We start from the raw sequence: 21,856 nt of genomic DNA on the forward strand, positions 1-21,856 counted from the left end.
AAGGCGATCGGGAAACAGCGAAATGCTTGAAGGAGCAGGGGAAGGTTGAGACGGCGCTGCCGGACTATTCAGCGTTTGAGAGCGACCCGCGATCTGACTGAAGAAGCAGGCTTGCTCCTGCAATCAGATCTGAGGGTGCTCCCAAAACCGGGGGTTACAGGGCCTTTTCGAAAATCTTCGAATTACGCTGGTAGTTGTACAGCGAGGCCCGCGCCGACGGCAGACGGTCGACGCTGCTCGGCACGAAACCGCGCTCGCGGAACCAGTGGGCAGTACGGGTGGTGAGAACGAACAAGGTCTTCAGGCCCTGGGCACGGGCACGGGTTTCAATGCGTTCCAGCAACTCATCACCGCGCCCGCCATGGCGATACTCCGGGTTGACCGCCAGGCACGCCAGCTCGCCCGCGTCCGAGTCGGCGATCTGATACAGCGCCGCACACGCGATGATCATGCCCTCGCGCTCGACCACGCTGAACTGCTCAATCTCACGCTCCAGCACTTCCCGCGAACGGCGTACCAGAATGCCCTGTTCTTCCAGCGGGCTGATCAGGTCGAGCAAGCCGCCAACGTCTTCAATCGCCGCTTCGCGTACCAGTTCGAACTGCTCCTGCGCCACCAGCGTGCCGCCACCGTCGCGGGTGAACAGCTCGGTGAGCAACGCACCGTCTTCGGCATAGCTGACGATATGACTGCGCCCTACCCCGCCCCGGCAGGCTTCGGCCGCCGCATCGAGCAGTTCGGCCTGGTAGTTGCTGCTGCCCAGGCGTTGCAGGTGGGCCGGCACCTGTTGCGGGCGCAGTTCGCGCACCAGACGACCGTTTTCATCGATCAGGCCGAGGTCGGCGCCGAACAGCAACAGTTTGTCGGCCCCCAGGTCGATGGCGGCGCGGGTGGCGACGTCTTCGCAGGCCAGGTTGAAGATCTCACCGGTGGGCGAATAACCCAGGGGCGACAGCAGCACGATGGAGCGCTCGTCCAGCAGACGGTTGATGCCTTTGCGATCGACGCGGCGCACTTCGCCGGTGTGGTGGTAATCCACACCTTCGAGCACGCCGATCGGGCGCGCAGTCACCAGATTGCCGCTGGCCACCCGCAGACGCGAACCCTGCATTGGCGACGAGGCCATGTCCATCGACAAGCGCGCTTCGATCGCGATACGCAGATGGCCAACCGCGTCGATCACACACTCCAGCGTTGCCGCATCCGTGATGCGCAGGCCTTCGTGGTAAGCCGGGGTAAGGCCGCGCGCCTCAAGGCGCGCTTCAATCTGCGGGCGCGAACCGTGGACCAGAACCAGACGCACACCCAGGCTGTGCAGCAGCACCAGGTCGTGGACGATATTGCCGAAATTGGGGTGGTCCACACCATCGCCGGGCAGCATGACCACAAAAGTGCAGTCGCGGTGGGCGTTGATGTAGGGCGAAGCGTGACGAAGCCAATTGACGTATTCGGGCATAACACCTGGGCCTGTAATAAAAAGCAGCCGAAAAAGGATGAATCGTGAAAACGCACAGCGGGCTGATGGTTATCGTCGGAACAGGCTTGGCGACACGCTCACTCTCCTTGTCTCTATGGACGAACAGGCAGGGGTTAATTTATGCAGGCTTGAGGCAGTAATGCTCGATCAGCTCTCGCAATAGACGCACTGTAGGCGTCAAGCGTGACATTTCGAGGTATTCGCCCGGCTGGTGAGCACAGGCTATATCGCCAGGGCCCAAAACCAGGGTTTCACAACCAAGGCGCTGAAGATAAGGCGCTTCGGTGCCGAACGCTACTGCTTCGGCACGATGACCGGTCAATCGTTCCGCGACCCGCACCAGTTCAGCGTCTTCAGCCTGCTCGAACGGCGGCACTGCGGGGAACAGCGGCGCATAGTCGATCTTGACCTGATGGCGCTCGGCGAGAGGTTCGAGCTTCTGCCGGATGGCCGCGCGCAGCACCTCGGGGTCCATGCCCGGCAAAGGTCGCAAGTCGAACTCCAGAGAGCACTGGCCGCAGATGCGGTTGGGGTTGTCGCCACCATGAATGCAGCCGAAGTTCATCGTTGGCTGCGGCACGCTGAATTGTGGATTGCGGTATTCGCGCTGCCAGGCCAGACGCAGGCCGCGCAATTCGCCGATGGCGTCATGCATGGCTTCGAGGGCGCTGTGGCCCAGTCTTGGGTCCGACGAATGGCCGCTTTGCCCGAGGATGTCGATGCGCTCCATCATCACGCCTTTGTGCAGGCGGATCGGCTTGAGGCCCGTGGGCTCACCGATCACCGCCGCGCGGCCCAGCGGGCGACCGGCCTCGGCCAGGGCACGAGCGCCCGACATCGAGCTTTCTTCATCGCACGTGGCCAGGATCAGCAATGGTTGCTTGAAGGGCTGATCCAGCAGCGGCAAGACCGCCTCGATCGCCAGAGCAAAAAAGCCCTTCATGTCGCAACTGCCCAATCCTACCCAGCGGCCGTCGACTTCCGTCAGCTTGAGCGGGTCGGTTTTCCATAGCGCCGCGTCATAAGGCACCGTATCGCTATGGCCGGCCAGCACCAGGCCGCCCGGCCCACTGCCGAACGTTGCCAGCAGGTTGAACTTGCCGGGGCTGACCGACTGGATGTCGATGGAAAACCCCAGGTCGCCCAGCCAACCGGCGAGCAAATCGATCACCGGGCGGTTGGTCTGGTCGAGAGACGCTTGAGTGCAACTGACCGAGGGCGCGGCAATCAGCGCGGCGAACTGCTCTTTCATGGTGGGTAACGGCATGCGCGGTCTCTCTACTTCCCGGATGAACCCCACTATAGAACCATCTGCACGACACAATAAACCGTTGCGGCGCGTTGCCGGGCTCAGTCCTGTACACTGCACGGCCTTGGCAGCCACCTTTTTCCCCGGCTGCGCTCCCGATCCTGGATTTTCCGGCCATGCAGAAAGAAACCGAAATCAAGCTCCGCGTCAGCCGCGAAACACTCGCCGCACTGCGTGAGCACCCGCTACTGAAAAAACGCAACAAAAGTGGCTGGGAACGCCGTGAGTTGATGAACCAGTATTTCGACACCCCAGAGCGTGACCTGGCCCAGGCCAAAGTCGCCCTGCGCCTGCGCAAAGACGGTGACGAGATCATCCAGACCCTCAAGACCCGTGGCCAAAGCGTCGCAGGCTTGTCGGAACGCAATGAGTACAACTGGGATCTGCCCAAAGCCAAGCTCGACGTGAAAAAACTCGACGGCGAATGCTGGCCCGGGCAACTGGCCGAGTTGGACAAAAAAACCCTCAAGCCAATCTTCACCACCGATTTCGTGCGTGAACGCGCTGAAATCGCCTGGGGTCGTGGCAAAGCCAAGGTGGTGATCGAAGCTGCCCTGGACCTGGGCCACGTGGTGGTCGGCAAGCAGAAAGAAGAAATCTGCGAGCTGGAACTGGAACTGCGCGAAGGCGAGCCGGCGGCCCTGCTGGAACTGGCCGCCGAACTGGCAGCCACCCTGGCCCTGATGCCCTGCGATATCAGCAAGGCTGAGCGCGGCTACCGTCTATATGACGCCGGCAGCTACTCGTTGAGCCTGCCAGCGCCGCAGATCCACGCCGAAATGCCGTTGGACGACGCATTTGCCGCGATCATGTGGCACCTGTTGGGCAGCAGCCAGCGTCTGGCCGAGCAATACCGCTTCAATGGTCACTGGCGCCTGCTGCAGGACTGGGTCGACAACCTCGGTGAATTGCGCGCGCTGATCGGCAGCCTCGGCCAGGCCGCACCGCGCCAATCCACCAGCGAGTTGCGCAGTGCACTGGACGCCTTGCTGGAAGACTGGCGCCCACTGGTACAGGCCGGTGATGACGACGAAGACATCCGCAAAGCCGCGCCCGAGCAGTTCGCCGAAGAACTGCAAGACGTGCGCTGGGGCCTGTTCTCGCTGAACACCTCGCGCTGGCTGCTGGCCCGCAGTTGGACCGCAGAGCGTAACGTCCGTGGCAACCGCCAGGGCGCCGCGCAAATCACCAACTGGCTGCCACGCCTGCTGGCCGACGACGCCGTTGCGCTGCAACTGTCGCGCTACCAGCAACAACCGGAAGACTTGGCCGAGCAACTGCCGCGTATCGAACGCATCCAGGCCTGGCTGCACCACGCACGTCATGTGGTGGACATTCCGGAACTGGACCGCTTGTACGGCGAGCTGAACAAGTTGGCGCAACTGGCCAACCAGCCAATCACCGATGAGTCGCTGGATGCGCGGATGCATCAGGCGATTGCGGTGTACCAGAACCGTGCGTGGAAGACGCTGCTGCGCCTGTAATCGCCATTGCGGGCAAGCCTGTCAGCGCAACACTGGCAGGCTGGTGGTCGATTTGATCTCGGACAACGCCACAATCGAATTGACCTCCTGAATCCCCGGCACCATCGACAGTTTTTCGAAGAAAAACCGCTCGTACGCCTCAATGTCCGACGTCACGATGCGCAGTAAAAAATCCACCGCGCCCATCAATACATAGCACTCCAATACTTCCGGAAAACCTCGAATGGCATCGGTGAACTCCGTGAAGTTGGATCGGCCGTGGGCGTTGAGTTTGACCTCGGCGAAAATCTGCGTGTTCAGGCCTATTTTCTTACGGTCCAGCAGCGTCACCTGGCCACGAATCACACCCTCGTCCTTGAGCCGCTGAATCCGCCGCCAACATGGCGACTGGGACAGGCCGACCTGCTCGGCGATCTGCGCACTGGAGAGCGACGCATCTTCTTGTAGCAGGGCCAGGATACGGCGGTCGTAAGCGTCCAACTCGCTGCGCATAAAAATACCTTTTATGGTCGTTACCTTGAATTGATTCATTCAATAAGGTGCAATTCGAGCCCATCTTAGATAAGAAATCTCCGCAAGCGCATGTAAAAATTTCTTCCGTCGAATCTGGAGAATCAGCATGCACGCCGTCGAAACCCACCACCCAACCGGTCGCGTCGATGCCTGGGCCGTCAGCACTGCTCATTGCCAAGCCCATTACAGGGTCGCCGCCGAGGCCGAGCCTGACGTGCTCTGTCGGGTACTCAACTTTTTCGCTTTGCAGTTTTTAACGCCCAGCCAAGTCACCGTAACCCGCGCAGACGGCCTGTTGAATATCGACATTGTGATAGATGGCCTGAGCTGGCACCGGGCCCAAGTGATCGGCGAAAAGATTCGAAACTTGATCAACGTGTGCACGCTGGACGTGTGCTCGGCTGATTCCGTCGGGCCTCAGGCGGTCATTGCGGCCGCCCGGTAAAAGCCTGCAATACACAGTGAAGGGAGGATATTCAGGGGCCGACTAGCCTGGGATGACGTCCAAGATATCCAGGAACACCTTCATGTCTGTTGATCAGCGATTGGAACTGCATGCGTTGCTGCCGCCTTTGCTCGAGGCCGGGCTTATCACCGCCGACATTGCTCAACGTTTGTGCGCGCTGCCGGCCGGCAATACCCAGCACCCGCTGGAATGCATCGCAGCCCAGGGGCCCTGCCTGGAAACCCTGACCCATTGGCTTGCCCTGCATGTCGGGCAACCTTATTTGCGCATTGATCCCTTGAAGATCGATGTGGCAAAGCTGGTGCCGCTGATGTCCCAAGGGTTTGCCCAACGCCACGCCATTCTTGCCGTCGCAGTGGATGCGCACACCGTCACCGTCGCCAGCGCCCAGCCCAATGTGACCGGTTGGGAAGCCGGGCTGGCGCAGATGCTCAGGCGTTCCATCAAGCGCGTGGTGGCCAACCCTCAGGAAATCCAGCGCTGTATCGGCGAGTTTTACCGGCTGGCAAAGTCCGTCAGCGGTGCGGATCAAAAAGCGGCAGCGCCGGGTAACTTCGACCTGCTTAACCTTGGCAGCGGCGACCAGGAGCCGGACGCCAACGACGCGCATATCGTCCATATCGTCGACTGGCTGTTGCAGTACGCATTCGCCCAGCGCGCCAGTGATATTCATGTCGAACCCTGCCGTGAGCAGGGGCAGGTGCGCTTTCGCATTGATGGGCTGTTGCACGATGTGTATCAATTCCCTCCTCACGTCACGATGGCGGTGGTCAGCCGCCTGAAAAGCCTGGGCCGGATGAACGTCGCGGAAAAACGCAGACCTCAGGACGGCCGGGTCAAGACCAAAAGCCCGGAGGGTGTCGAGGTTGAGTTGCGCCTGTCGACCTTGCCCACCGCCTTCGGCGAAAAGCTGGTGATGCGGATTTTCGACCCTCAGGTGCTGCTCAAGGACTTCGATCAGTTGGGCCTGTCCGCCGAGGACCAGCAGCGCTGGCACGCCATGACTTGCCAGACCAGCGGCATCATTCTGGTCACCGGACCCACCGGCTCGGGCAAGACCAGCAGCCTCTATACAACGCTCAAGCAACTGGCGACCCGCGAGGTCAACCTGTGCACGGTGGAAGACCCGATAGAAATGGTCGAACCGGCGTTCAACCAGATGCAGGTGCAGCACAACATCGACCTGACCTTCGCCAGCGGCATCCGCGCCCTGCTGCGCCAAGACCCCGACATCATCATGATCGGCGAGATACGCGACCAGGAAACCGCAGAAATGGCGATCCAGGCCGCGCTCACCGGGCATCTGGTGCTGTCGACGCTGCACACCAACGACGCACCCAGCGCTATCAGCCGTTTGCAGGAGCTGGGTATTGCTCATTATTTGATCAAGGCCACCTTGCTGGGAGTGATGGCCCAGCGATTGGTACGCGTGCTGTGCCCCCACTGCAAAAAGGCGGCGGGTGAGGTGTACGAGGCCATTGGCTGCGCGCAATGCCGAAACAGCGGGTATCGGGGCCGAGCAGGGGTGTACGAGGTCATGGTGCTGAACGAGGCGATCAAAGCGCTCATCACGCCAGGCGCCGATGTGCAGTCGTTACGGAGGGCCGCGATTGAGCAAGGGATGTGTGACCTGCGCACAGCCGGCATGGGAAAGGTGAAGGCAGGGCTGACCACCATGGCGGAGGTATTACGGGTGACGCCCGGTGATTCAGTAACAAAACCCTTGCTTGCAGCGCTTTGAAACCGTTCTTATCGGTGACAACACCGCTACAATCGGCCGGACATCGTGTCACTGACACCATCAGATAGGGAATCGCCATGCAGATCGGAACCGTACTGCTTCTTTTCGTGGGTTTGGCCATCGCCATCCTGTTCATGGGCTTCAAGGTAGTACCCCAGGGCTACCAATGGACGGTCGAGCGTTTTGGCCGCTACACCAACACGCTCAAGCCCGGCCTGAATATCATCATTCCAGTCATGGACCGCATTGGTCGCAAGATCAACGTGATGGAAAGCGTGCTGGACATCCCGCCTCAGGAAGTGATCACGGCCGACAACGCCACGGTGCAGATCGACGCTGTGTGCTTCTTCCAAGTGGTCAATACCGCCCAGGCCGCCTACGAGGTCAACAACCTCGAACATGCCATTCGCAACCTGCTGCAAACCAATATCCGTACGGTACTCGGCTCCATGGAACTGGACGCCATGCTCAGTCAGCGCGACGGCATTAACGAGAAACTGCTCAAAACCGTGGACGAAGCCACCGCACCGTGGGGCATCAAGATCACGCGTATCGAAATCAAAGACATCAGCCCACCCGCCGACTTGATGGCCGCCATGTCCGGCCAGATGAAAGCCGAGCGGATCAAGCGTGCGCAAATCCTGGAAGCCGAGGGCCTGCGGGCATCGGCGATCCTGACGGCCGAAGGCAAGAAGCAGGCGCAGATCCTCGAGGCCGAGGGCAGCCGGCAAGCGGCGTTTTTGGAGTCCGAGGCCCGTGAACGTCAGGCCGAGGCAGAAGCGCGTGCAACGCAGGTGGTGTCGCAAGCCATCGCGTCGGGCAGCGTGCAGGCGGTCAACTACTTCGTCGCCCAGAAATACATCGACGCCTTGGGCAAGCTGGCCTCTGCCAACAACAGTAAGGTGATTCTCATGCCGCTGGAAGCAAGCCAGGTGATTGGTGCGGTCGGCGGTATCGGCGAGATCGTCAAGGCAACGTTCGATAACAAGAAAGGCTGAGGCCATGTGGGATTTCCTGCAGCACCTTTCATTTTGGGATTGGCTGGCACTGGGCACGGTGCTGCTGATTCTTGAGGTATTCGGCGCCGGTGGTTACCTGTTGTGGATGGGTATCGCCGCAGCTGCCGTGGGCGTGATCAAGTTCCTGGTACCGCCACTTGGTCTGGAGTGGCAGCTGCTGCTGTTCGCAGTGCTGTCGATACTGACGGCGGTGTACTGGTGGAAACGCCAGCGCAGCAGTGCCAAGGCCAGTGATCAGCCGGGGCTGAATGAGCGGGGTTCGGAGCTGATCGGTCGTACCTTCCTGGTGCATCAAGCCATCGTGGACGGCCGGGGCAAAGTCAAAGTCGGCGATGGTGTGTGGATGGTGACCGGCCCGGACAGCCCCGTAGGCGCTCAAGTCCGAGTAGTGGGTCAGGACGGTGTGATATTAAAAGTTGAAACTGTTTAGTCAGTGATGGAACTCGGTTGCGCTATCTACAATCAAAACCCTCAGATAACCCCACCGGAGTCACCCATCATGCGTCTCAAATATGCTGTCGCAACCCTCGCTGTGCTTTCCCTTCCTGTCGGTTCAGCCATGGCCGATAGCTTCTGGCGCAATGTCATCTCGTCGGGCGCCACCACCGGCTCGACGTACCTGACCTTCAAGGACCACAAGCTGGTAGTTGCCGCCCAGGACGACGCGGGCAGCTTCGTGGCCAGCGATGGCGGGATCCGTGGCCCATACCTGGAAGCCGCCATGCAAAAAGTCCGCGCCGAGAACCCTGGCCTGCAAGCCACGGACATGGAACTGGCCAACGCCATCCTCGCGAAAAACGCTGTCACCGAGTGATACCCCTGCTTTAAAAAATGCCGCTGCTACAGCGGCATTTTTTTGCCCGCGACGTGACGATTCATTCACAGGCGACAGGCTATATTCAGTCATGCCGTGCAACCATACCCGCACTGATAAGCCTCTCATTCATCGCCAATCTGAAACGGACGCCTTCGTCGCTATGAGCCAACAGCCCTTTCTGCCGTTCTCCAAACCTACCATCGATGAAGCCACTATTTCGGCGGTAGGCGATGTGCTTCGCTCGGGCTGGATCACCAGCGGGCCGAAAGTACAGGCGTTCGAGGCCCAGCTGTCGGAGTACTTTGGCGGCCGTCCGGTGCGCACGTTCAACTCTGGCACCTGCACCATGGAGATCGCCCTGCGCATCGCCGGTATCGGGCCGGGGGATGAGGTCATCACCACACCGATCTCGTGGGTCGCCACGGCGAACGTGATCCTGGAGGTGGGCGCCACACCGGTGTTTGCCGATATCGACCCGGTCACCCGCAATATCGACCTGGCCCAGGTGGAAGCGGCGATCACGCCGCGCACCAAGGCAATCATCCCGGTGTACCTGGCCGGCCTGCCTGTGGATATGCCGATGCTTTACGCCCTGGCTAACAAGTACAACCTGCGTATCGTCGAGGATGCCGCCCAGGCCCTGGGTTCCAGCTGGGATGGAGAGCGTATCGGTGCCACGGGAGACTTCGTGTCGTTCAGTTTTCAGGCCAACAAGAACATCACCTCTTCCGAGGGCGGTTGCCTGGTGTTGAATAACGCCGAAGAGGCACGCCTGGCAGAAAAATACCGCTTGCAGGGCGTGACCCGCAGCGGTTTCGACGGCCTGGATGTGGACGTATTGGGCGGCAAGTTCAACATGACCGATATCGCCGCCGCCATCGGGCTGGGGCAGTTTGCCCACATCGAACAGATCACCGCCCACCGCCAGAACCTGGCGCGGCACTACTTCAAGTGCTTTGGCAGTGATTTTGAAGGAAGGTATGGCGCGCAATTGCCCCCGGCAGATTTCGAAAACAGCAACTGGCACCTGTTCCAACTGGTGCTGCCGGAACGCCAGGATGGCTTGCCCGCCCGCGCGACCTTCATGGAGCAGATGCAAGCCCAAGGCGTGGGTATTGGCTATCACTATCCGTCGATTCACCTGCTTAGCCTGTATCGGGCGCAGGGGTTCAAGGAGGGGATGTTTCCAGTGGCGGAGCGGGTTGGGCGTTTGATCGTGTCGTTGCCGATGTTTACGGCGATGACAGAGGCGGACGTGGAACGGTCGGTGGCGGCGGTCAAGGCAGTGCTGAAAGCGAACTGACACTCACCACCGGCCGCGCTTGAATGTGGGAGGGAGGCTTGCGCCCTCCCACATCGGTCTTGCGTTTACTCGCCGATAGCGGATTTGTAACCGGCGGCATCCAGCAATTTGCCCATTTCAGCCGCGTCGCTTGGCTTGAGCTTGAAGATCCAGGCGCCGTAAGGGTCGGAGTTCAGCAGCTCAGGGCTGCCACCCAGTTCCTCGTTCACGGCAATCACTTCGCCCGCAATCGGCGAGTAGATATCCGAAGCGGCCTTCACTGACTCAACTACGCCCGATTGATCTCCAGCGGCAAACACCTTGCCCACTTCTGTCAGCTCAACAAACACCACATCCCCCAACGCTTCCTGGGCATGGTCGGAGATGCCGACGGTCACAGTACCGTCGGCTTCCAAACGGGCCCATTCGTGGCTTTCGGCAAAACGCAGGTCCGCAGGGATATTGCTCATAGTCTGTGTCCTCAAGAAAAAGTGTCAGCGGCCATTGGCCTGCCGGAAGGTTAGATCAAGGTTTTGCCATGGCGCACAAAGGTCGGTTTGACCACTCGAACCGGGTACCACTTGCCGCGGATTTCCACTTCGGCCCGATCGGCAGTCGCCGTCGGTACACGCGCCAGGGCAATGGATTTGCTAAGCGTAGGAGAGAAACTACCACTGGTGATCTCTCCTTCGCCAACATTGGCGATGCGAACAACCTGATGAGCCCGTAAAACACCACGCTCTTCCAGCACCAGCCCAACCAATTTGAACTGCACACCGGCCGCCAACTCGGCCTCCAGCGCTGCACGGCCGATGAAATTACGCGCGGCGGGCTCCCAAGCGATGCTCCAGGCCATGTTCGCCGCCAAGGGCGAAACGTCCGGGTGAATGTCCTGGCCGTACAGGTTCATGCCGGCTTCAAGGCGCAGGGTGTCCCGCGCGCCAAGGCCGATAGGTGAAATACCGGCGCCCACCAGGTCGTTGAAAAAGCCTGGGGCCTGATCGGCCGGCAGGACAATTTCCAGGCCGTCTTCGCCGGTGTAACCCGTGCGGGCGATGAACCAATCGCCATCGGCCTGGCCTTCAAAGGGCTTGAGCTGGTGAATCAGGGTACCGCGCGATTGGGTGACCAGTTCGGCAATTTTCTGCCGGGCATTGGGGCCTTGAATGGCGAGCATGGCCAACTCCGACCGCTCATGCAGTTGCACCTGATAGCTGCCCAGTTGGGCTTGCATCCAGGCCATGTCCTGATCACGGGTGGCGGCGTTGACCACCAGCCGGTACGCGGCCTCGGTGCGGTACACGATCATGTCGTCCACCACGCCGCCGCGCTCGTTGAGCATGGCGCTGTACAACGCACGGCCGCAGCCGTGCAAACGATCCACATCATTGGCCAGCAAGTGCTGCAGCCATTCCTTGGCCTGGGGGCCTGTGACATCGATCACGGTCATGTGAGATACATCGAACACCCCGCAGTCGCGTCGCACCTGATGGTGCTCTTCAACTTGCGAGCCGTAGTGCAGAGGCATATCCCAACCGCCAAAATCGACCATTTTCGCGCCGAGGGCGAGATGCAGGTCATACAGAGGCGTACGCTGTCCCATGGGTTTCTCCTTCCGGGCTTGGCGAAGGTGCGCAGCGTTGCTGTTCGTGCTGAAAACCCTGAAAAGCAAGGGCTACAGCCACGTACAGCGACCCGATCCGAAAGGCGGAGCGCACCGAATGCCGCGCATTGTAGCCGCAAGCCGTAGGACTGGCACCTAACCGATGGGTCGAGCAGAGCGTCGAATCAACCCAATGACCGGCAGCAGGCCCACCAGCACCAGCGTCAGTGCCGGCAAAGAGGCCCGCGCCCACTCGCCTTCGCTGGTCATTTCAAAGATCCGCACCGCCAGCGTGTCCCAGCCAAACGGGCGCATCAGCAAGGTGGCCGGCATTTCCTTGAGCACATCGACAAACACCAGCAACGCCGCGCTCAAGGTTCCGGGGAGCAAGAGCGGCAGATACACTTTGAAAAACAGTCGTGGTCCACTCACGCCGAGACTGCGCGCGGCTTCCGGCAATGAAGGCCGGATGCGTGCCAGGCTGTTTTCCAACGGTCCGTAGGCCACCGCCAGAAAACGTACCAGATACGCCAGCACCAGCGCCGACAGGCTGCCCAGCAGCAACGGCTTACCCGCACCGCCCAGCCAGCCCGACAGCGGCACCACCAGTTCACGGTCCAGGTAGCTGAAGGCCAACATGATCGACACTGCCAGCACCGAGCCCGGCAAGGCATAGCCGACGTTGGCCAGACTGATACCGGAGCGAATCGCCCGTGTCGGCGCCAGACGGTTGGCGAAGGCCAGCACCAGCACCACGCTCACCGTGATCAGCGCCGCAATGCCGCCAAGATAAAGGGTATGTACGATCAGCCCCGCATAGCGTTCATCCAGATCGAACCGCCCGCGCTGCCAGAACCACGCGACCAGTTGCAGCACCGGGATCACAAAGGCACACGCGAACACCAGACCACACCAGGTACTGGCCGCTGTCGCCTTGAAACCGGTCAGGTGGTACAGCGCCTTGCCCCGTGGTCGCTCGTTGCTCGGGCGGCTGGCGCCCCGTGCGCGGCGTTCGCCGTACAGCACCAGCATCACCACCAGCAGCAACAGGCTGGCCAGTTGGGCTGCGCTGGACAGGCTGAAAAAGCCGTACCAGGTCTTATAAATGGCCGTGGTGAACGTATCGAAATTGAACACCGAGACCGCACCGAAATCCGCCAGGGTCTCCATCAACGCCAGCGCAACCCCGGCACCGATCGCTGGCCGCGCCATCGGCAGTGCCACCCGCCAGAACGCTTGCCACGGCGATTGCCCCAGCACCCGTGCAGCCTCCATCAAGCCTTTGCCCTGGGATAGGAATGCGCTGCGCGCCAACAGGTAAACGTAGGGATAAAACACCAGCACCAGCACAATGATCACGCCGCTGGTGGAGCGCACGCGCGGCAGCCGCAAGCCGCTGCCGAGCCAATCTCGCAGCAGGGTTTGCACCGGGCCCGAGAAGTCCAGCAGGCCAACAAATACAAAGGCCAACACATAAGCCGGAATGGCGAACGGCAGCATCAATGCCCAGTCGAGCCAGCGTCGCCCAGGGAACTCACACAGGCTGGTCAGCCAGGCAAGGCTGACGCCCAGCAGTGTCACGCCGATGCCAACGCCGAGCACAAGGGTCAAGGTATTGCCCAGCAGACGCGGCATCTGGGTTTCCCAGAGATGGGACCAGATCTGCAGGTCGATGCTTTGCCAGGACAGCAACAGCACGCTCAGCGGCAGCAGCACCAGGGCGGCGACGGTGAAGACCGGCAGGTACCAACGGCGTTGGGCGGGGTGGGCCAAGGAAAAACTCTCATGAAAATGAAAATCTTGAAGTCGCCGCTAACATTTAGACCTGCGGTGTCGCGCAGATTGTACTTAGTTCCAGCCCGCCCGATCCATCAACCGAATCGCCTCAGCCTGACGCTTGCCCGCCACTTCCACCGGCAAGGTGTCCGCAACAAACTTGCCCCAGGTGGCCACTTCGGCCGACGGCGGTACCGCCGGGTTGGCCGGGAACTCCTGGTTCACGTCCGCAAAGATCTGTTGCGCCTCAGGCGTGGTCATCCACTCCACCAGGGCCTTGGCAGCCTCCGGGTGTGGCGCGTGCTTGGTCAGGCCGATACCCGACAGGTTCACGTGCACACCACGGTCGCCTTGGTTCGGCCAGAACAGCTTCACCGCCAGGTCCGGCTTCTGCTTGTGCAGACGACCATAGTAGTAGGTGTTGACGATACCCACGTCGCATTGCCCGGCGTTGATCGCTTCCAGAACAGCGATGTCATCGGAAAACACGTCGGTGGACAGGTTATTCACCCAGCCCTTGATGATTTCTTCGGTCTTGGCCGCGCCGTGGGTTTCAATCAGGGTCGCAGTCAGCGACTGGTTGTAGACCTTTTTCGCCGTACGCAGGCACAGACGTCCTGCCCACTGCGGGTCGGCCAGGGCTTCGTAGGTGGTCAGCTCTGCCGGTTTTACCCGGTCAGTGGAATAGGCGATGGTCCGCGCGCGCAGGCTCAAGCCGGTCCAGGCGTGTTTGGAGGAGCGGTATTGCAGGGGGATGTTCTTGTCGATCACCGGTGAGGTGAAGGGTTGCAGGATGCCCATCTGCTCGGCTTGCCAGAGGTTGCCGGCATCGACGGTGAGCAGCAGGTCGGCGGTGGCGTTTTCGCCCTCGGCCTTGATGCGCTGCATCAGCGGGGCTTCCTTGTCGGTGATGAACTTGACCTGCACACCGGTCTTTTTGGTGTAGGCGTCGAACACCGGCTTGATCAGTTCGTCGATGCGCGAGGAGTAGACCACCACTTCGTCGGCTGCCTGCACGGTGGTGCTGCCGATCAGGGTGAGTGCCAGGGCAGTCAGAAGGCGCTTGGGTGCCAACATAGGTGCGGTCTCTCGTTTGCAAAGGGAGCGCAAATGATAGGGACTCACATTTGGTAACGCTTGGCGGAGGCGTTACCAGATGTTGCACAGATGCCTCAGGGCCTGGCAAGCTCCGGCAGATCCCCGGTCAATCCGAGGGCCTGGCGCACAAATACCGCCTTGGCTTCGGGCATCTGGTCGACCATCTTCAAGCCGGCATTACGCAACCAGCGCAACGGCAGTTGATCGGCCTGGAACAGCCGTTCAAAGCCTTCCATCGCGGCCATCAGCGCCAGGTTGTGCGGCATACGCCGACGCTCGTAACGGCTGAGCACTTTCACATCCGCCAGGCGCTCACCGCGCTCAGTGGCCGACAACAGCACTTCGGCCAGCACTGCCGCATCGAGAAAGCCCAGGTTCACGCCCTGCCCCGCCAAAGGATGGATCACGTGAGCCGCATCGCCGATCAACGCCAGCCCTTCGGCCACATAGCGTTTGGCATGACGCTGGCGCAACGGCACGCAGACCCGCGGATCGGCACTGAGCACGGTGCCTAGGCGCCCTTCGAAGGCGCGCTCCAGTTCACGGCAGAACGGTTCGTCATCCAACGCCATCAAGCGCTCGGACTCAGCCGGCGTGGTCGACCAGACAATGGAGCACCAATCTTCCTGCCCGTCCCGTTCCAGCGGCAAAAACGCCAGCGGGCCGTGATCGGTAAACCGCTGCCAGGCCGTGCGCTGGTGCGGCTGGCTACTGCGCACGCTGGTGACGATGGCGTGGTGCAGATAATCCCACTCACGGGTCGCGGTACCGGTGAGGCGACGTACGGCGGAATTGGCACCGTCGGCGGCAACCACCAGCGGTGCGCGCAAGGTACGGCCATCGGCCAGGCTCAGCAGCCAGTCATCGCCGGAGCGGCGCATCTGTTCCAGGCGCGAGTTGGCCAAAAGGCCCAGGTCGCAGTCGTGCAGACGGTCGAGCAAGGCATCCTGCACCACACGGTTTTCGACGATATGCCCGAGCACGTCGGCATGCACGCTGGCGGCCGCAAAGTGGATCTGCCCGGTGCCGCTGCCGTCCCACACTTGCATCTCGCCATACGGGCTGGCACGGCGCGAAATGATGCCGTCCCACACACCCAGGCGTTCGAGGATGCGCTGGCTGGCGGCCGACAACGCGCTCACACGCGGCTCGAAGGCCGCGTCGCGGTCGAACGGTTTGACACTCAGCGGGCTGCCGTCGAGCAACAGCACGTGCAGGCCGCTGCCCTGTAACGCCAGCGCCAGGGCGCTTCCGACCATTCCGGCCCCGACAATCAGCACATCTGCGCGCATGTCCATGCTTTAAGCCTGTCTCGCTGGCGGCTTGCGCCGCACGTAAAGGGTTTTGTCGACCCGCGCCACCAGGGTGCCGGAGCCGTCATGAATCTGGACCTTGAGGTGGGGCAGGTACTTCTCGCCACCTTCGGTCTGTCGACGCACTTCATCCAGCAAAGCGTCATCGATGAAAAATTCCGCATATACCGGGCCTTTGCCCGGCGAGATAAAGTCGATGCTCGCGGCCTTGTCCCACACGATGTAATCGCGACCCAGGTTCTCCATCAGCATCAGCATGTAGAACGGATCGACCATCGAATAAAGGCTGCCGCCGAACTGGGTGCCGACATAGTTACGGTTGTACCAGCCCAGGCCCATGCGCACTTTGACATGACGAAAATCCGCACTCATGTGCTGCACACTGACCCCGGCCCCCAGGTACGGCGGGTACAGGGTCATGACCCAGCGCAACAACCGCGCCTTGCCCAGACGCTCAACCAGCCACTTACGCATCGGGACGCGTACCCAGGCCCATGGCCTGACGGGCGAACCAGCGCTTGGCCGGCGGCAACAAGTCCAGGCCCAACAGGCCCATGCTGCGCCCGAACGCCACCAGCGGCTGGGCGCTGCCGAACAGGCGCGTGACCTGATCGGAGAAGCCCACGGTCAACTGCTGGTCCAGCCGCTGACGCTCGCGATAGGCCTGCAGGGTCGCCAGGTCACCTGGTACCGCCGGCCCGGCCAGCAAGGCCTCGGCCAGGGCGTTGGCATCGCGCAGGGACAGGTTGAACCCCTGCCCGGCAATCGGGTGCAGGCTGTGGGCGGCATTGCCGAGGATAGCCAGGTGCGAACGCACTTGCTCTTCGGCCTCCACCAGGGTCAGCGGATACAAATGTCGCGCGCCGACTTGCTTGAGGGTGCCCAGGCGATAGCCGAACACATCCTGCAATTCGCTCAGAAAACTGCGCTCATCGAGGCCGGCCAGGCGCTGGGCGTCCATGCCGATACGGGTCCACACCAGTGCGCAGCGGTTATCCGGCAGCGGCAGCAAGGCCATCGGCCCCTCATCGGTAAAGCGTTCGAAGGCTTCGCCGTTGTGGGATTCACTCGGGGTGATATTGGCGATCAACGCGCTCTGGTTATAAGGCCGGGTTTTCACGCCAATGCCCAATTGCTCGCGCAAGCCGGAGCGGCCGCCATCGGCGAGCACCGCAAGGTCGCACTCCAGCACGGTTTCGTCGTTGAGGGTCAGGCGGTAGCCGTCGGGCAGTGGCTCCAGGCGCGAGACTTCCGCAGGGCAGCGCCAGCTCACCACATCTTTATCCAGGCCCTGCCACAGGCATTGGCCGAGCCAGGCGTTTTCCACCACATAGCCCAGGGCCGGCACGCCCTCCTCCATGGCGGACAAGCGCGCGGTGGAGAAGCGGCCTTTGTCCGACACGTGAATCTGTTTGATCGGCTCGGCACGCGGGGAAATAGCCTGCCACACACCCAGGCGCTGATAGATCTGCCGGGCGCCGAACGAAAGCGCCGAGGAGCGCGCATCGTAGCTTGGCTGATAGCTGTCACCCGGCGCGAAGGGTTCGATCAGCATGATCTTCCAGCCCCGCGCCTTGGCCCCCGCCTGCAATGCCAGCGCCAGGCTCGCACCGACCAGACCGCCGCCGATGATCGCCAGGTTGACCCGACTCATCGCGCAGCCGCCATCAGGGCTTCAATCTCGGCGACAGTCTTGGGCACGCCGCTGGTCAGAATCTCACAGCCTTGTTTGGTCACTATCACGTCGTCCTCGATGCGCACGCCAATGCCACGCCATTTCTTTGCCACGCTGGTGTTGTCCGGCGAGATGTAGATCCCCGGCTCCACGGTCAACGCCATGCCGACTTCCAGCACGCGCCATTCACCACCCACTCGGTACTCGCCCACGTCATGCACATCCATGCCCAGCCAATGGCCGGCGCGGTGCATATAGAAGGGTTTGTAGGCTTCGCTGGCGATCAGTTCATCGATATCACCTTGCAGCAAACCCAGCTTCACCAGCCCCGCGGTGATGACCCGCACGGTGGCCTCATGGGCCTGGTTCCAATGTTTGTTCGGCGCGATCTCGGCAAAGGCGGCTTCCTGGGAGGCCAGCACAACCTCGTAGATAGCTTTTTGCTCAGGCGAAAACTTGCCATTGACCGGCCAGGTGCGGGTGATGTCACTGGCGTAGCAGTCGATTTCGCACCCGGCGTCGATCAGCACCAGGTCGCCGTCCTTGAGCAGCGCGTCATTCTGCTGGTAATGCAGGATGCAACTGTTGCGCCCGGCGGCGACGATAGAGCCATAGGCGGGCATTTTCGCGCCGCCTTTGCGGAACTCATAATCCAGCTCGGCCTCGAGGCTGAATTCGTAGAGGCCGGCGCGGCAGGCTTGCATCGCCTTTACATGGGCCGCGCAGGAGATCCGTGCGGCTTCGCGCATCACCTTCACTTCCGCCGCCGATTTATACAGGCGCATGTCGTGGAGCAAATGATCCAGGGCAACGAATTCGTTCGGCGGCTGGGCGCCAAGGTGCGCTTTAGAGCGGATCACATTGATCCACTCCATCAGGTGCCGATCGAATTCGGCGTTGCTGCCCATGGCCGAATAGACCCGGTCGCGGCCTTCGATCAGGCCGGGCAGGATGTCGTCGATATCGGTGATGGGGAAGGCATCGTCGGCGCCGAACACACGGATCGCACCTTCGGTGCCGGCACGCAGGCCGTCCCACAATTCGCGTTCGGCGTTGCGTTCACGGCAGAACAGCACGTACTCGCCGTGCTGGCGACCGGGCATCAGCACGATCACCGCCTGGGGCTCGGGGAAGCCGCTCAGGTACTGGAAATCGCTGTCCTGGCGGTAGACGTGCTCCACATCGCGGTTGCGGATCGCCACGGCGGCAGCCGGCAGGATCGCGATGCTGTTGGGTTCCATCTGCGCCATGAGCGCCTTGCGGCGCCGGGTGTATTCCGCTTTAGGGATATGGATCATGGGCAAATGGGTTTCCTTTCTTAATGCAGCGACGGCTTGGGTGCTGCAGGTTCAGCGGACTTCTTGGTCTCGGTGAACAGCAGCAATGGCGCGACGCGCAGGTATTCCATGACTTCCATGTAGTCGCCTTCACCGTCTTCGGACTCTTCCAGTGCATCTTGCACCTGGGAAATCGCGGCGAGGTCCTGCAACACTTCCTTGGCGTCGGTGCTCAGCTCGAGGCCACCGGCATTCACGCCGAAACCGTGGAGGAAGCCCTGGCACCATTGGCCCAGTGCAGCGGCACGTTCGGTGAGCGGTGCGTCATCGGTCGGCAGCAGCAGGACCACGGTGACGTCGTCGCCGGTCAGTTCGCCCTTGACCATCTCTTGCAGGCCGATCAGTGCGTTACGCACGTTCTCGGTCGGTTCGGTTTCCAGCAGTTCGGCCACATCGGCCAGCCAGTTGTCGGCATCAAAGCCGACACCGGTGCAACTGCGGCCCAGCAACACGCCGTGCAGTTCGGCAGGCGAGCAAGGGTGACCGCTGGCGCTCAGCAGTTTGGAAAAAGCATCGTACGGGGAGTTCTGAATGGGCATGGTGAGCTAGGCGCCAGACGGCGCAATGTCTAGAATGGAGCGCTGTATCCTAGCACCGGCAGACGTACCAAGACTATCAAGGGCGTCAGATCGTTTATCCTGCAGTTGCCATTCATCAGACAAAATCCAGTGGAACCCAATGGAAGACACCGACCTGCAAGCGCTGATGGCCAGACTCGAATTGCTAATTACTCGGGTCGAGCAACTTAAGAGTCAAAACGGACTCCTATTAGCTCAGGAAAAGACCTGGCGCGAGGAACGCGCTCACCTCATTGAAAAAAACGAAATCGCCCGGCGTAAGGTCGAATCGATGATTTCGCGCCTGAAGGCCCTGGAGCAAGACTCATGAGTTCAAGCAATAGCGTCACCGTGCAGATCCTCGACAAAGAATATTCGATCATCTGTCCCCAGGAAGAGCGCAACAACCTGGTGAGCGCCGCCCGCTACCTGGATGGCAAGATGCGTGAAATCCGCAGCAGCGGCAAAGTCATCGGCGCCGACCGTATCGCCGTAATGGCCGCGCTGAACATTACCCATGACCTGCTGCACAAGCAGGAACGCCCTGACGTACAGGCCAGCGGTTCGACCCGAGAGCAAGTTCGTGACCTGCTCGAACGCGTGGATCTGGCGCTTTCCACCGACTCGGACACACCCAAGGGCTGATTGCCGCGTCCGTTTAAGGTATACTCGCCCCACTCCCTGGCGTGTTTGCCAGTCGGCGATGTCCCTGAGCCGATTCGCACTACCCTGGAAGTTGCACGTTGGGCTGGTGTGCATGTCCGCTAGACGGAAAGCCTTAAAGCCTACTGCATCTTCCACCTTGAACTTTCGGGTTCAAGGGCTAAGTCGACAGCGGCTCTGTCGGGGAGCCTGAATTCCCAAACTCAATGCCAGTCTTCGGACTGGCATTGTTTTAAGAGCCGAAAACCATGACCGAACCTGCGCCGCTGTCCCGTCCGCACCTTCGACGCATGTTGCGCAAGGCCCGCCGCGCGCTCACGCCGAGCGAACAGCGCCAGGCCGCCCATGGCCTGTATCGCCAACTGGCACAGCACCCGCTGTTTCGCCGGGCCAAACATATCTCCCTATACCTGCCGACGGACGGTGAAATCGATCCGCGATTGCTGCTGCGTGCCGCTCAGCGCCGGGGCAAGGCCACTTACCTGCCGGTACTGAGCGCATGGCCGCGTACCAAGATGGTGTTCCAGCGCGTGCGACCAGGGGAAAAACTGTCTCCCAATCGCTTTCGCATTCTGGAGCCACGGGTCAACGCGGCCTGCCAACGCCAGGTGTGGGCGCTGGACCTGGTATTGCTGCCGTTGGTGGGGTTCGATGACGAGGGTGGCCGTCTGGGCATGGGTGGCGGTTTCTACGACCGCAGCCTGGCGTACATGGCACGCCGCCAAAACTGGCGCAAGCCGACGCTGTTGGGCCTGGCCCACGAATGTCAGAAAGTCGATCGATTGGCACAGGCCAGCTGGGATGTGCCGTTGGCGGGCACCGTCACCGACAGGCAGTGGTACATCGCAAAAACGCCGCTGTAAGCAGCGGCGTTCTGGAAGGAAGGGTTAACGCTTGAAAGGTTGCGGCTGCTGTTGAGTCAGCTCAACCGGCGCATCGGTCTTGTTCGACCACAAGCTTTGCGCATACCCGGTGGTCACGACGCCCAGACCAAACAAAATCACCAAAATCCATAGTAAATCCGGTTTACGTTGCATCGATTGCCCCCCTTCAGGCACCTCGTACACGATGACAACAACGTTCCAAAGTAGTCCGTTGCAGCTGCGTCAAGCTTAAAATCCCGGCATTCTGCGATAACGTGAACCAACACGCAAACCTTGACGCCAACCGACCGTCGGTTTGTCATCAAATTGCCTGACAACTTGCCCACTGCCTTTTTCAGGAGCCCAAGAATGGCCTACTGGCTGATGAAATCCGAGCCCGACGAACTCTCTATCAAAGGCCTGGAAAAACTTGGCGAAGCCCGCTGGGATGGCGTGCGCAACTACCAGGCGCGCAACTTCCTGCGCGCCATGGCCGTGGGTGACCAATTTTTCTTCTATCACTCCAGTTGCCCTGAGCCTGGCATTGCCGGCATCGGCAAAATCATCGAGGCCGCCTACCCGGACCCGACCGCACTGGAGCCGGACAGCCACTACTTCGACGCCAAGGCAACCCCCGAGAAAAACCCGTGGACTGCAATTAACGTCTGCCACGTCCAAACGTTTCCCAAGGTGCTGGGTTTGAGGCTCCTCAAACAGCAAACCGCCCTCGCCGAATTACCGCTGGTGCAAAAAGGCAGCCGGCTGTCAGTGATGCCGGTGACCGCCGAACAATGGTCGGCGGTGCTGGCGCTGCGCTGACCAGAACCCTGCAGTCACGCCCCCGGCGCATGCATCTACGGCTT

The 21,856-nt window shown here is 61.1% G+C and carries 24 protein-coding genes and 1 other RNA gene; 12 read left to right on the forward strand and 13 right to left on the reverse strand.

Annotated elements, in window-relative coordinates; translation table 11 throughout:
• Positions 1 to 154 precede the first annotated feature (154 nt).
• Together argA and argE are read right to left on the reverse strand one after the other, a co-directional pair.
• Positions 155 to 1,456 carry an amino-acid N-acetyltransferase gene (argA, locus tag KZX66_RS17455; RefSeq protein WP_248081654.1) on the reverse strand — a complete coding sequence of 434 codons (1,302 nt, stop codon included), beginning with the start codon at positions 1,454 to 1,456 and terminating at the stop codon, positions 155 to 157.
• A 139-nt stretch (positions 1,457 to 1,595) separates the two neighbouring features.
• Positions 1,596 to 2,744, reverse strand: a complete 1,149-nt coding sequence (gene argE, locus KZX66_RS17460) for an acetylornithine deacetylase (RefSeq protein WP_248081656.1) — start codon at positions 2,742 to 2,744, stop codon at positions 1,596 to 1,598.
• Between the two features lie 158 nt (positions 2,745 to 2,902).
• Here argE and KZX66_RS17465 point away from each other — a divergent pair, with 158 nt between their 5' ends.
• On the forward strand, positions 2,903 to 4,270 hold the full coding sequence (locus KZX66_RS17465) for a CYTH domain-containing protein (protein WP_248081658.1): 1,368 nt from the start codon (positions 2,903 to 2,905) through the stop codon (positions 4,268 to 4,270).
• Between the two features lie 21 nt (positions 4,271 to 4,291).
• On the opposite strand, the gene KZX66_RS17470 is transcribed toward KZX66_RS17465, so the two are convergent.
• On the reverse strand, positions 4,292 to 4,762 hold the full coding sequence (locus KZX66_RS17470) for an Lrp/AsnC family transcriptional regulator (protein WP_248081659.1): 471 nt from the start codon (positions 4,760 to 4,762) through the stop codon (positions 4,292 to 4,294).
• Positions 4,763 to 4,889: 127 nt separating this feature from the next.
• Here KZX66_RS17470 and KZX66_RS17475 point away from each other — a divergent pair, with 127 nt between their 5' ends.
• The 6 genes from KZX66_RS17475 to KZX66_RS17500 all read left to right on the forward strand — a co-directional run bounded on the left by KZX66_RS17475 (position 4,890) and on the right by KZX66_RS17500 (position 10,129).
• Positions 4,890 to 5,228 (forward strand): hypothetical protein, encoded by a 339-nt coding sequence (locus tag KZX66_RS17475; protein WP_248081660.1) that lies wholly within the window; start codon positions 4,890 to 4,892, stop codon positions 5,226 to 5,228.
• A gap of 82 nt (positions 5,229 to 5,310) precedes the next feature.
• A complete protein-coding gene (locus KZX66_RS17480) occupies positions 5,311 to 6,990 on the forward strand; it encodes a GspE/PulE family protein (protein ID WP_248081661.1) in 1,680 nt (559 codons plus the stop codon).
• Between the two features lie 77 nt (positions 6,991 to 7,067).
• A complete protein-coding gene (locus tag KZX66_RS17485) occupies positions 7,068 to 7,988 on the forward strand; it encodes an SPFH domain-containing protein (protein ID WP_248081662.1) in 921 nt (306 codons plus the stop codon).
• A 4-nt stretch (positions 7,989 to 7,992) separates the two neighbouring features.
• Positions 7,993 to 8,439, forward strand: coding sequence for an NfeD family protein (locus KZX66_RS17490; RefSeq protein ID WP_248081663.1), 447 nt, complete (start codon positions 7,993 to 7,995; stop codon positions 8,437 to 8,439).
• A 69-nt stretch (positions 8,440 to 8,508) separates the two neighbouring features.
• On the forward strand, positions 8,509 to 8,823 hold the full coding sequence (locus tag KZX66_RS17495) for a DUF2388 domain-containing protein (protein WP_135290698.1): 315 nt from the start codon (positions 8,509 to 8,511) through the stop codon (positions 8,821 to 8,823).
• A 163-nt stretch (positions 8,824 to 8,986) separates the two neighbouring features.
• Complete coding sequence (locus KZX66_RS17500) at positions 8,987 to 10,129, forward strand: DegT/DnrJ/EryC1/StrS aminotransferase family protein (RefSeq protein ID WP_248081664.1); 1,143 nt, start codon at positions 8,987 to 8,989, stop codon at positions 10,127 to 10,129.
• Between the two features lie 65 nt (positions 10,130 to 10,194).
• Here KZX66_RS17500 and gcvH read toward each other — a convergent pair whose 3' ends face one another.
• The 9 genes from gcvH to KZX66_RS17545 form a co-directional block, all read right to left on the reverse strand.
• The gene (gene gcvH / locus KZX66_RS17505; RefSeq protein WP_248081667.1) at positions 10,195 to 10,578 is read right to left on the reverse strand and encodes a glycine cleavage system protein GcvH; all 384 of its coding nucleotides are present in this window, start codon (positions 10,576 to 10,578) and stop codon (positions 10,195 to 10,197) included.
• A 50-nt stretch (positions 10,579 to 10,628) separates the two neighbouring features.
• On the reverse strand, positions 10,629 to 11,711 hold the full coding sequence (gene gcvT, locus KZX66_RS17510; RefSeq protein WP_248081669.1) for a glycine cleavage system aminomethyltransferase GcvT: 1,083 nt from the start codon (positions 11,709 to 11,711) through the stop codon (positions 10,629 to 10,631).
• 156 nt (positions 11,712 to 11,867) lie between these two features.
• The gene (locus tag KZX66_RS17515) at positions 11,868 to 13,484 is read right to left on the reverse strand and encodes an iron ABC transporter permease (RefSeq protein ID WP_248081672.1); all 1,617 of its coding nucleotides are present in this window, start codon (positions 13,482 to 13,484) and stop codon (positions 11,868 to 11,870) included.
• A 75-nt stretch (positions 13,485 to 13,559) separates the two neighbouring features.
• Entirely contained in the window at positions 13,560 to 14,564 is a 1,005-nt protein-coding gene (locus tag KZX66_RS17520; protein ID WP_248081675.1) for an extracellular solute-binding protein, read from the reverse strand.
• Between the two features lie 95 nt (positions 14,565 to 14,659).
• Positions 14,660 to 15,877 (reverse strand): 2-octaprenyl-3-methyl-6-methoxy-1,4-benzoquinol hydroxylase, encoded by a 1,218-nt coding sequence (locus KZX66_RS17525; protein WP_248081838.1) that lies wholly within the window; start codon positions 15,875 to 15,877, stop codon positions 14,660 to 14,662.
• Between the two features lie 9 nt (positions 15,878 to 15,886).
• Positions 15,887 to 16,372: a DUF4442 domain-containing protein gene (locus KZX66_RS17530; RefSeq protein ID WP_248081678.1), complete on the reverse strand. Its 486-nt coding sequence runs from the start codon at positions 16,370 to 16,372 to the stop codon at positions 15,887 to 15,889.
• Positions 16,365 to 17,552, reverse strand: a complete 1,188-nt coding sequence (gene ubiH, locus KZX66_RS17535; protein ID WP_248081681.1) for a 2-octaprenyl-6-methoxyphenyl hydroxylase — start codon at positions 17,550 to 17,552, stop codon at positions 16,365 to 16,367. Before ubiH ends, KZX66_RS17530 begins: the two co-directional genes overlap by 8 nt.
• Positions 17,549 to 18,871, reverse strand: a complete 1,323-nt coding sequence (gene pepP / locus KZX66_RS17540; RefSeq protein WP_248081683.1) for a Xaa-Pro aminopeptidase — start codon at positions 18,869 to 18,871, stop codon at positions 17,549 to 17,551. Before pepP ends, ubiH begins: the two co-directional genes overlap by 4 nt.
• A 20-nt stretch (positions 18,872 to 18,891) precedes the next feature.
• Positions 18,892 to 19,449, reverse strand: coding sequence for a YecA family protein (locus KZX66_RS17545; RefSeq protein WP_248081684.1), 558 nt, complete (start codon positions 19,447 to 19,449; stop codon positions 18,892 to 18,894).
• A gap of 139 nt (positions 19,450 to 19,588) precedes the next feature.
• On the opposite strand from KZX66_RS17545, the gene KZX66_RS17550 reads away from it, so the two are divergent.
• From KZX66_RS17550 to KZX66_RS17565, 4 genes are all read left to right on the forward strand, one after another.
• The gene (locus KZX66_RS17550) at positions 19,589 to 19,798 is read left to right on the forward strand and encodes a TIGR02449 family protein (protein WP_007982902.1); all 210 of its coding nucleotides are present in this window, start codon (positions 19,589 to 19,591) and stop codon (positions 19,796 to 19,798) included.
• Complete coding sequence (locus KZX66_RS17555) at positions 19,795 to 20,112, forward strand: cell division protein ZapA (RefSeq protein ID WP_248081685.1); 318 nt, start codon at positions 19,795 to 19,797, stop codon at positions 20,110 to 20,112. The genes KZX66_RS17550 and KZX66_RS17555 overlap by 4 nt, the downstream gene beginning before the upstream one ends.
• A gap of 30 nt (positions 20,113 to 20,142) precedes the next feature.
• A non-coding RNA gene (gene ssrS / locus KZX66_RS17560) (6S RNA) lies at positions 20,143 to 20,321 on the forward strand.
• A gap of 57 nt (positions 20,322 to 20,378) precedes the next feature.
• Positions 20,379 to 20,993, forward strand: a complete 615-nt coding sequence (locus tag KZX66_RS17565) for a 5-formyltetrahydrofolate cyclo-ligase (RefSeq protein WP_248081686.1) — start codon at positions 20,379 to 20,381, stop codon at positions 20,991 to 20,993.
• 24 nt (positions 20,994 to 21,017) lie between these two features.
• Here the strand turns inward: KZX66_RS17565 and KZX66_RS17570 are convergent, their stop codons facing one another.
• On the reverse strand, positions 21,018 to 21,167 hold the full coding sequence (locus KZX66_RS17570; RefSeq protein ID WP_092355790.1) for a hypothetical protein: 150 nt from the start codon (positions 21,165 to 21,167) through the stop codon (positions 21,018 to 21,020).
• A 195-nt stretch (positions 21,168 to 21,362) separates the two neighbouring features.
• Here KZX66_RS17570 and KZX66_RS17575 point away from each other — a divergent pair, with 195 nt between their 5' ends.
• Entirely contained in the window at positions 21,363 to 21,812 is a 450-nt protein-coding gene (locus tag KZX66_RS17575) for an EVE domain-containing protein (RefSeq protein ID WP_248081689.1), read from the forward strand.
• Positions 21,813 to 21,856 lie beyond the last annotated feature (44 nt).

Origin of the sequence: Pseudomonas sp. EYE_354 (assembly GCF_023148575.1) — a bacterium.
Taxonomy (GTDB): Bacteria; Pseudomonadota; Gammaproteobacteria; order Pseudomonadales; family Pseudomonadaceae; genus Aquipseudomonas.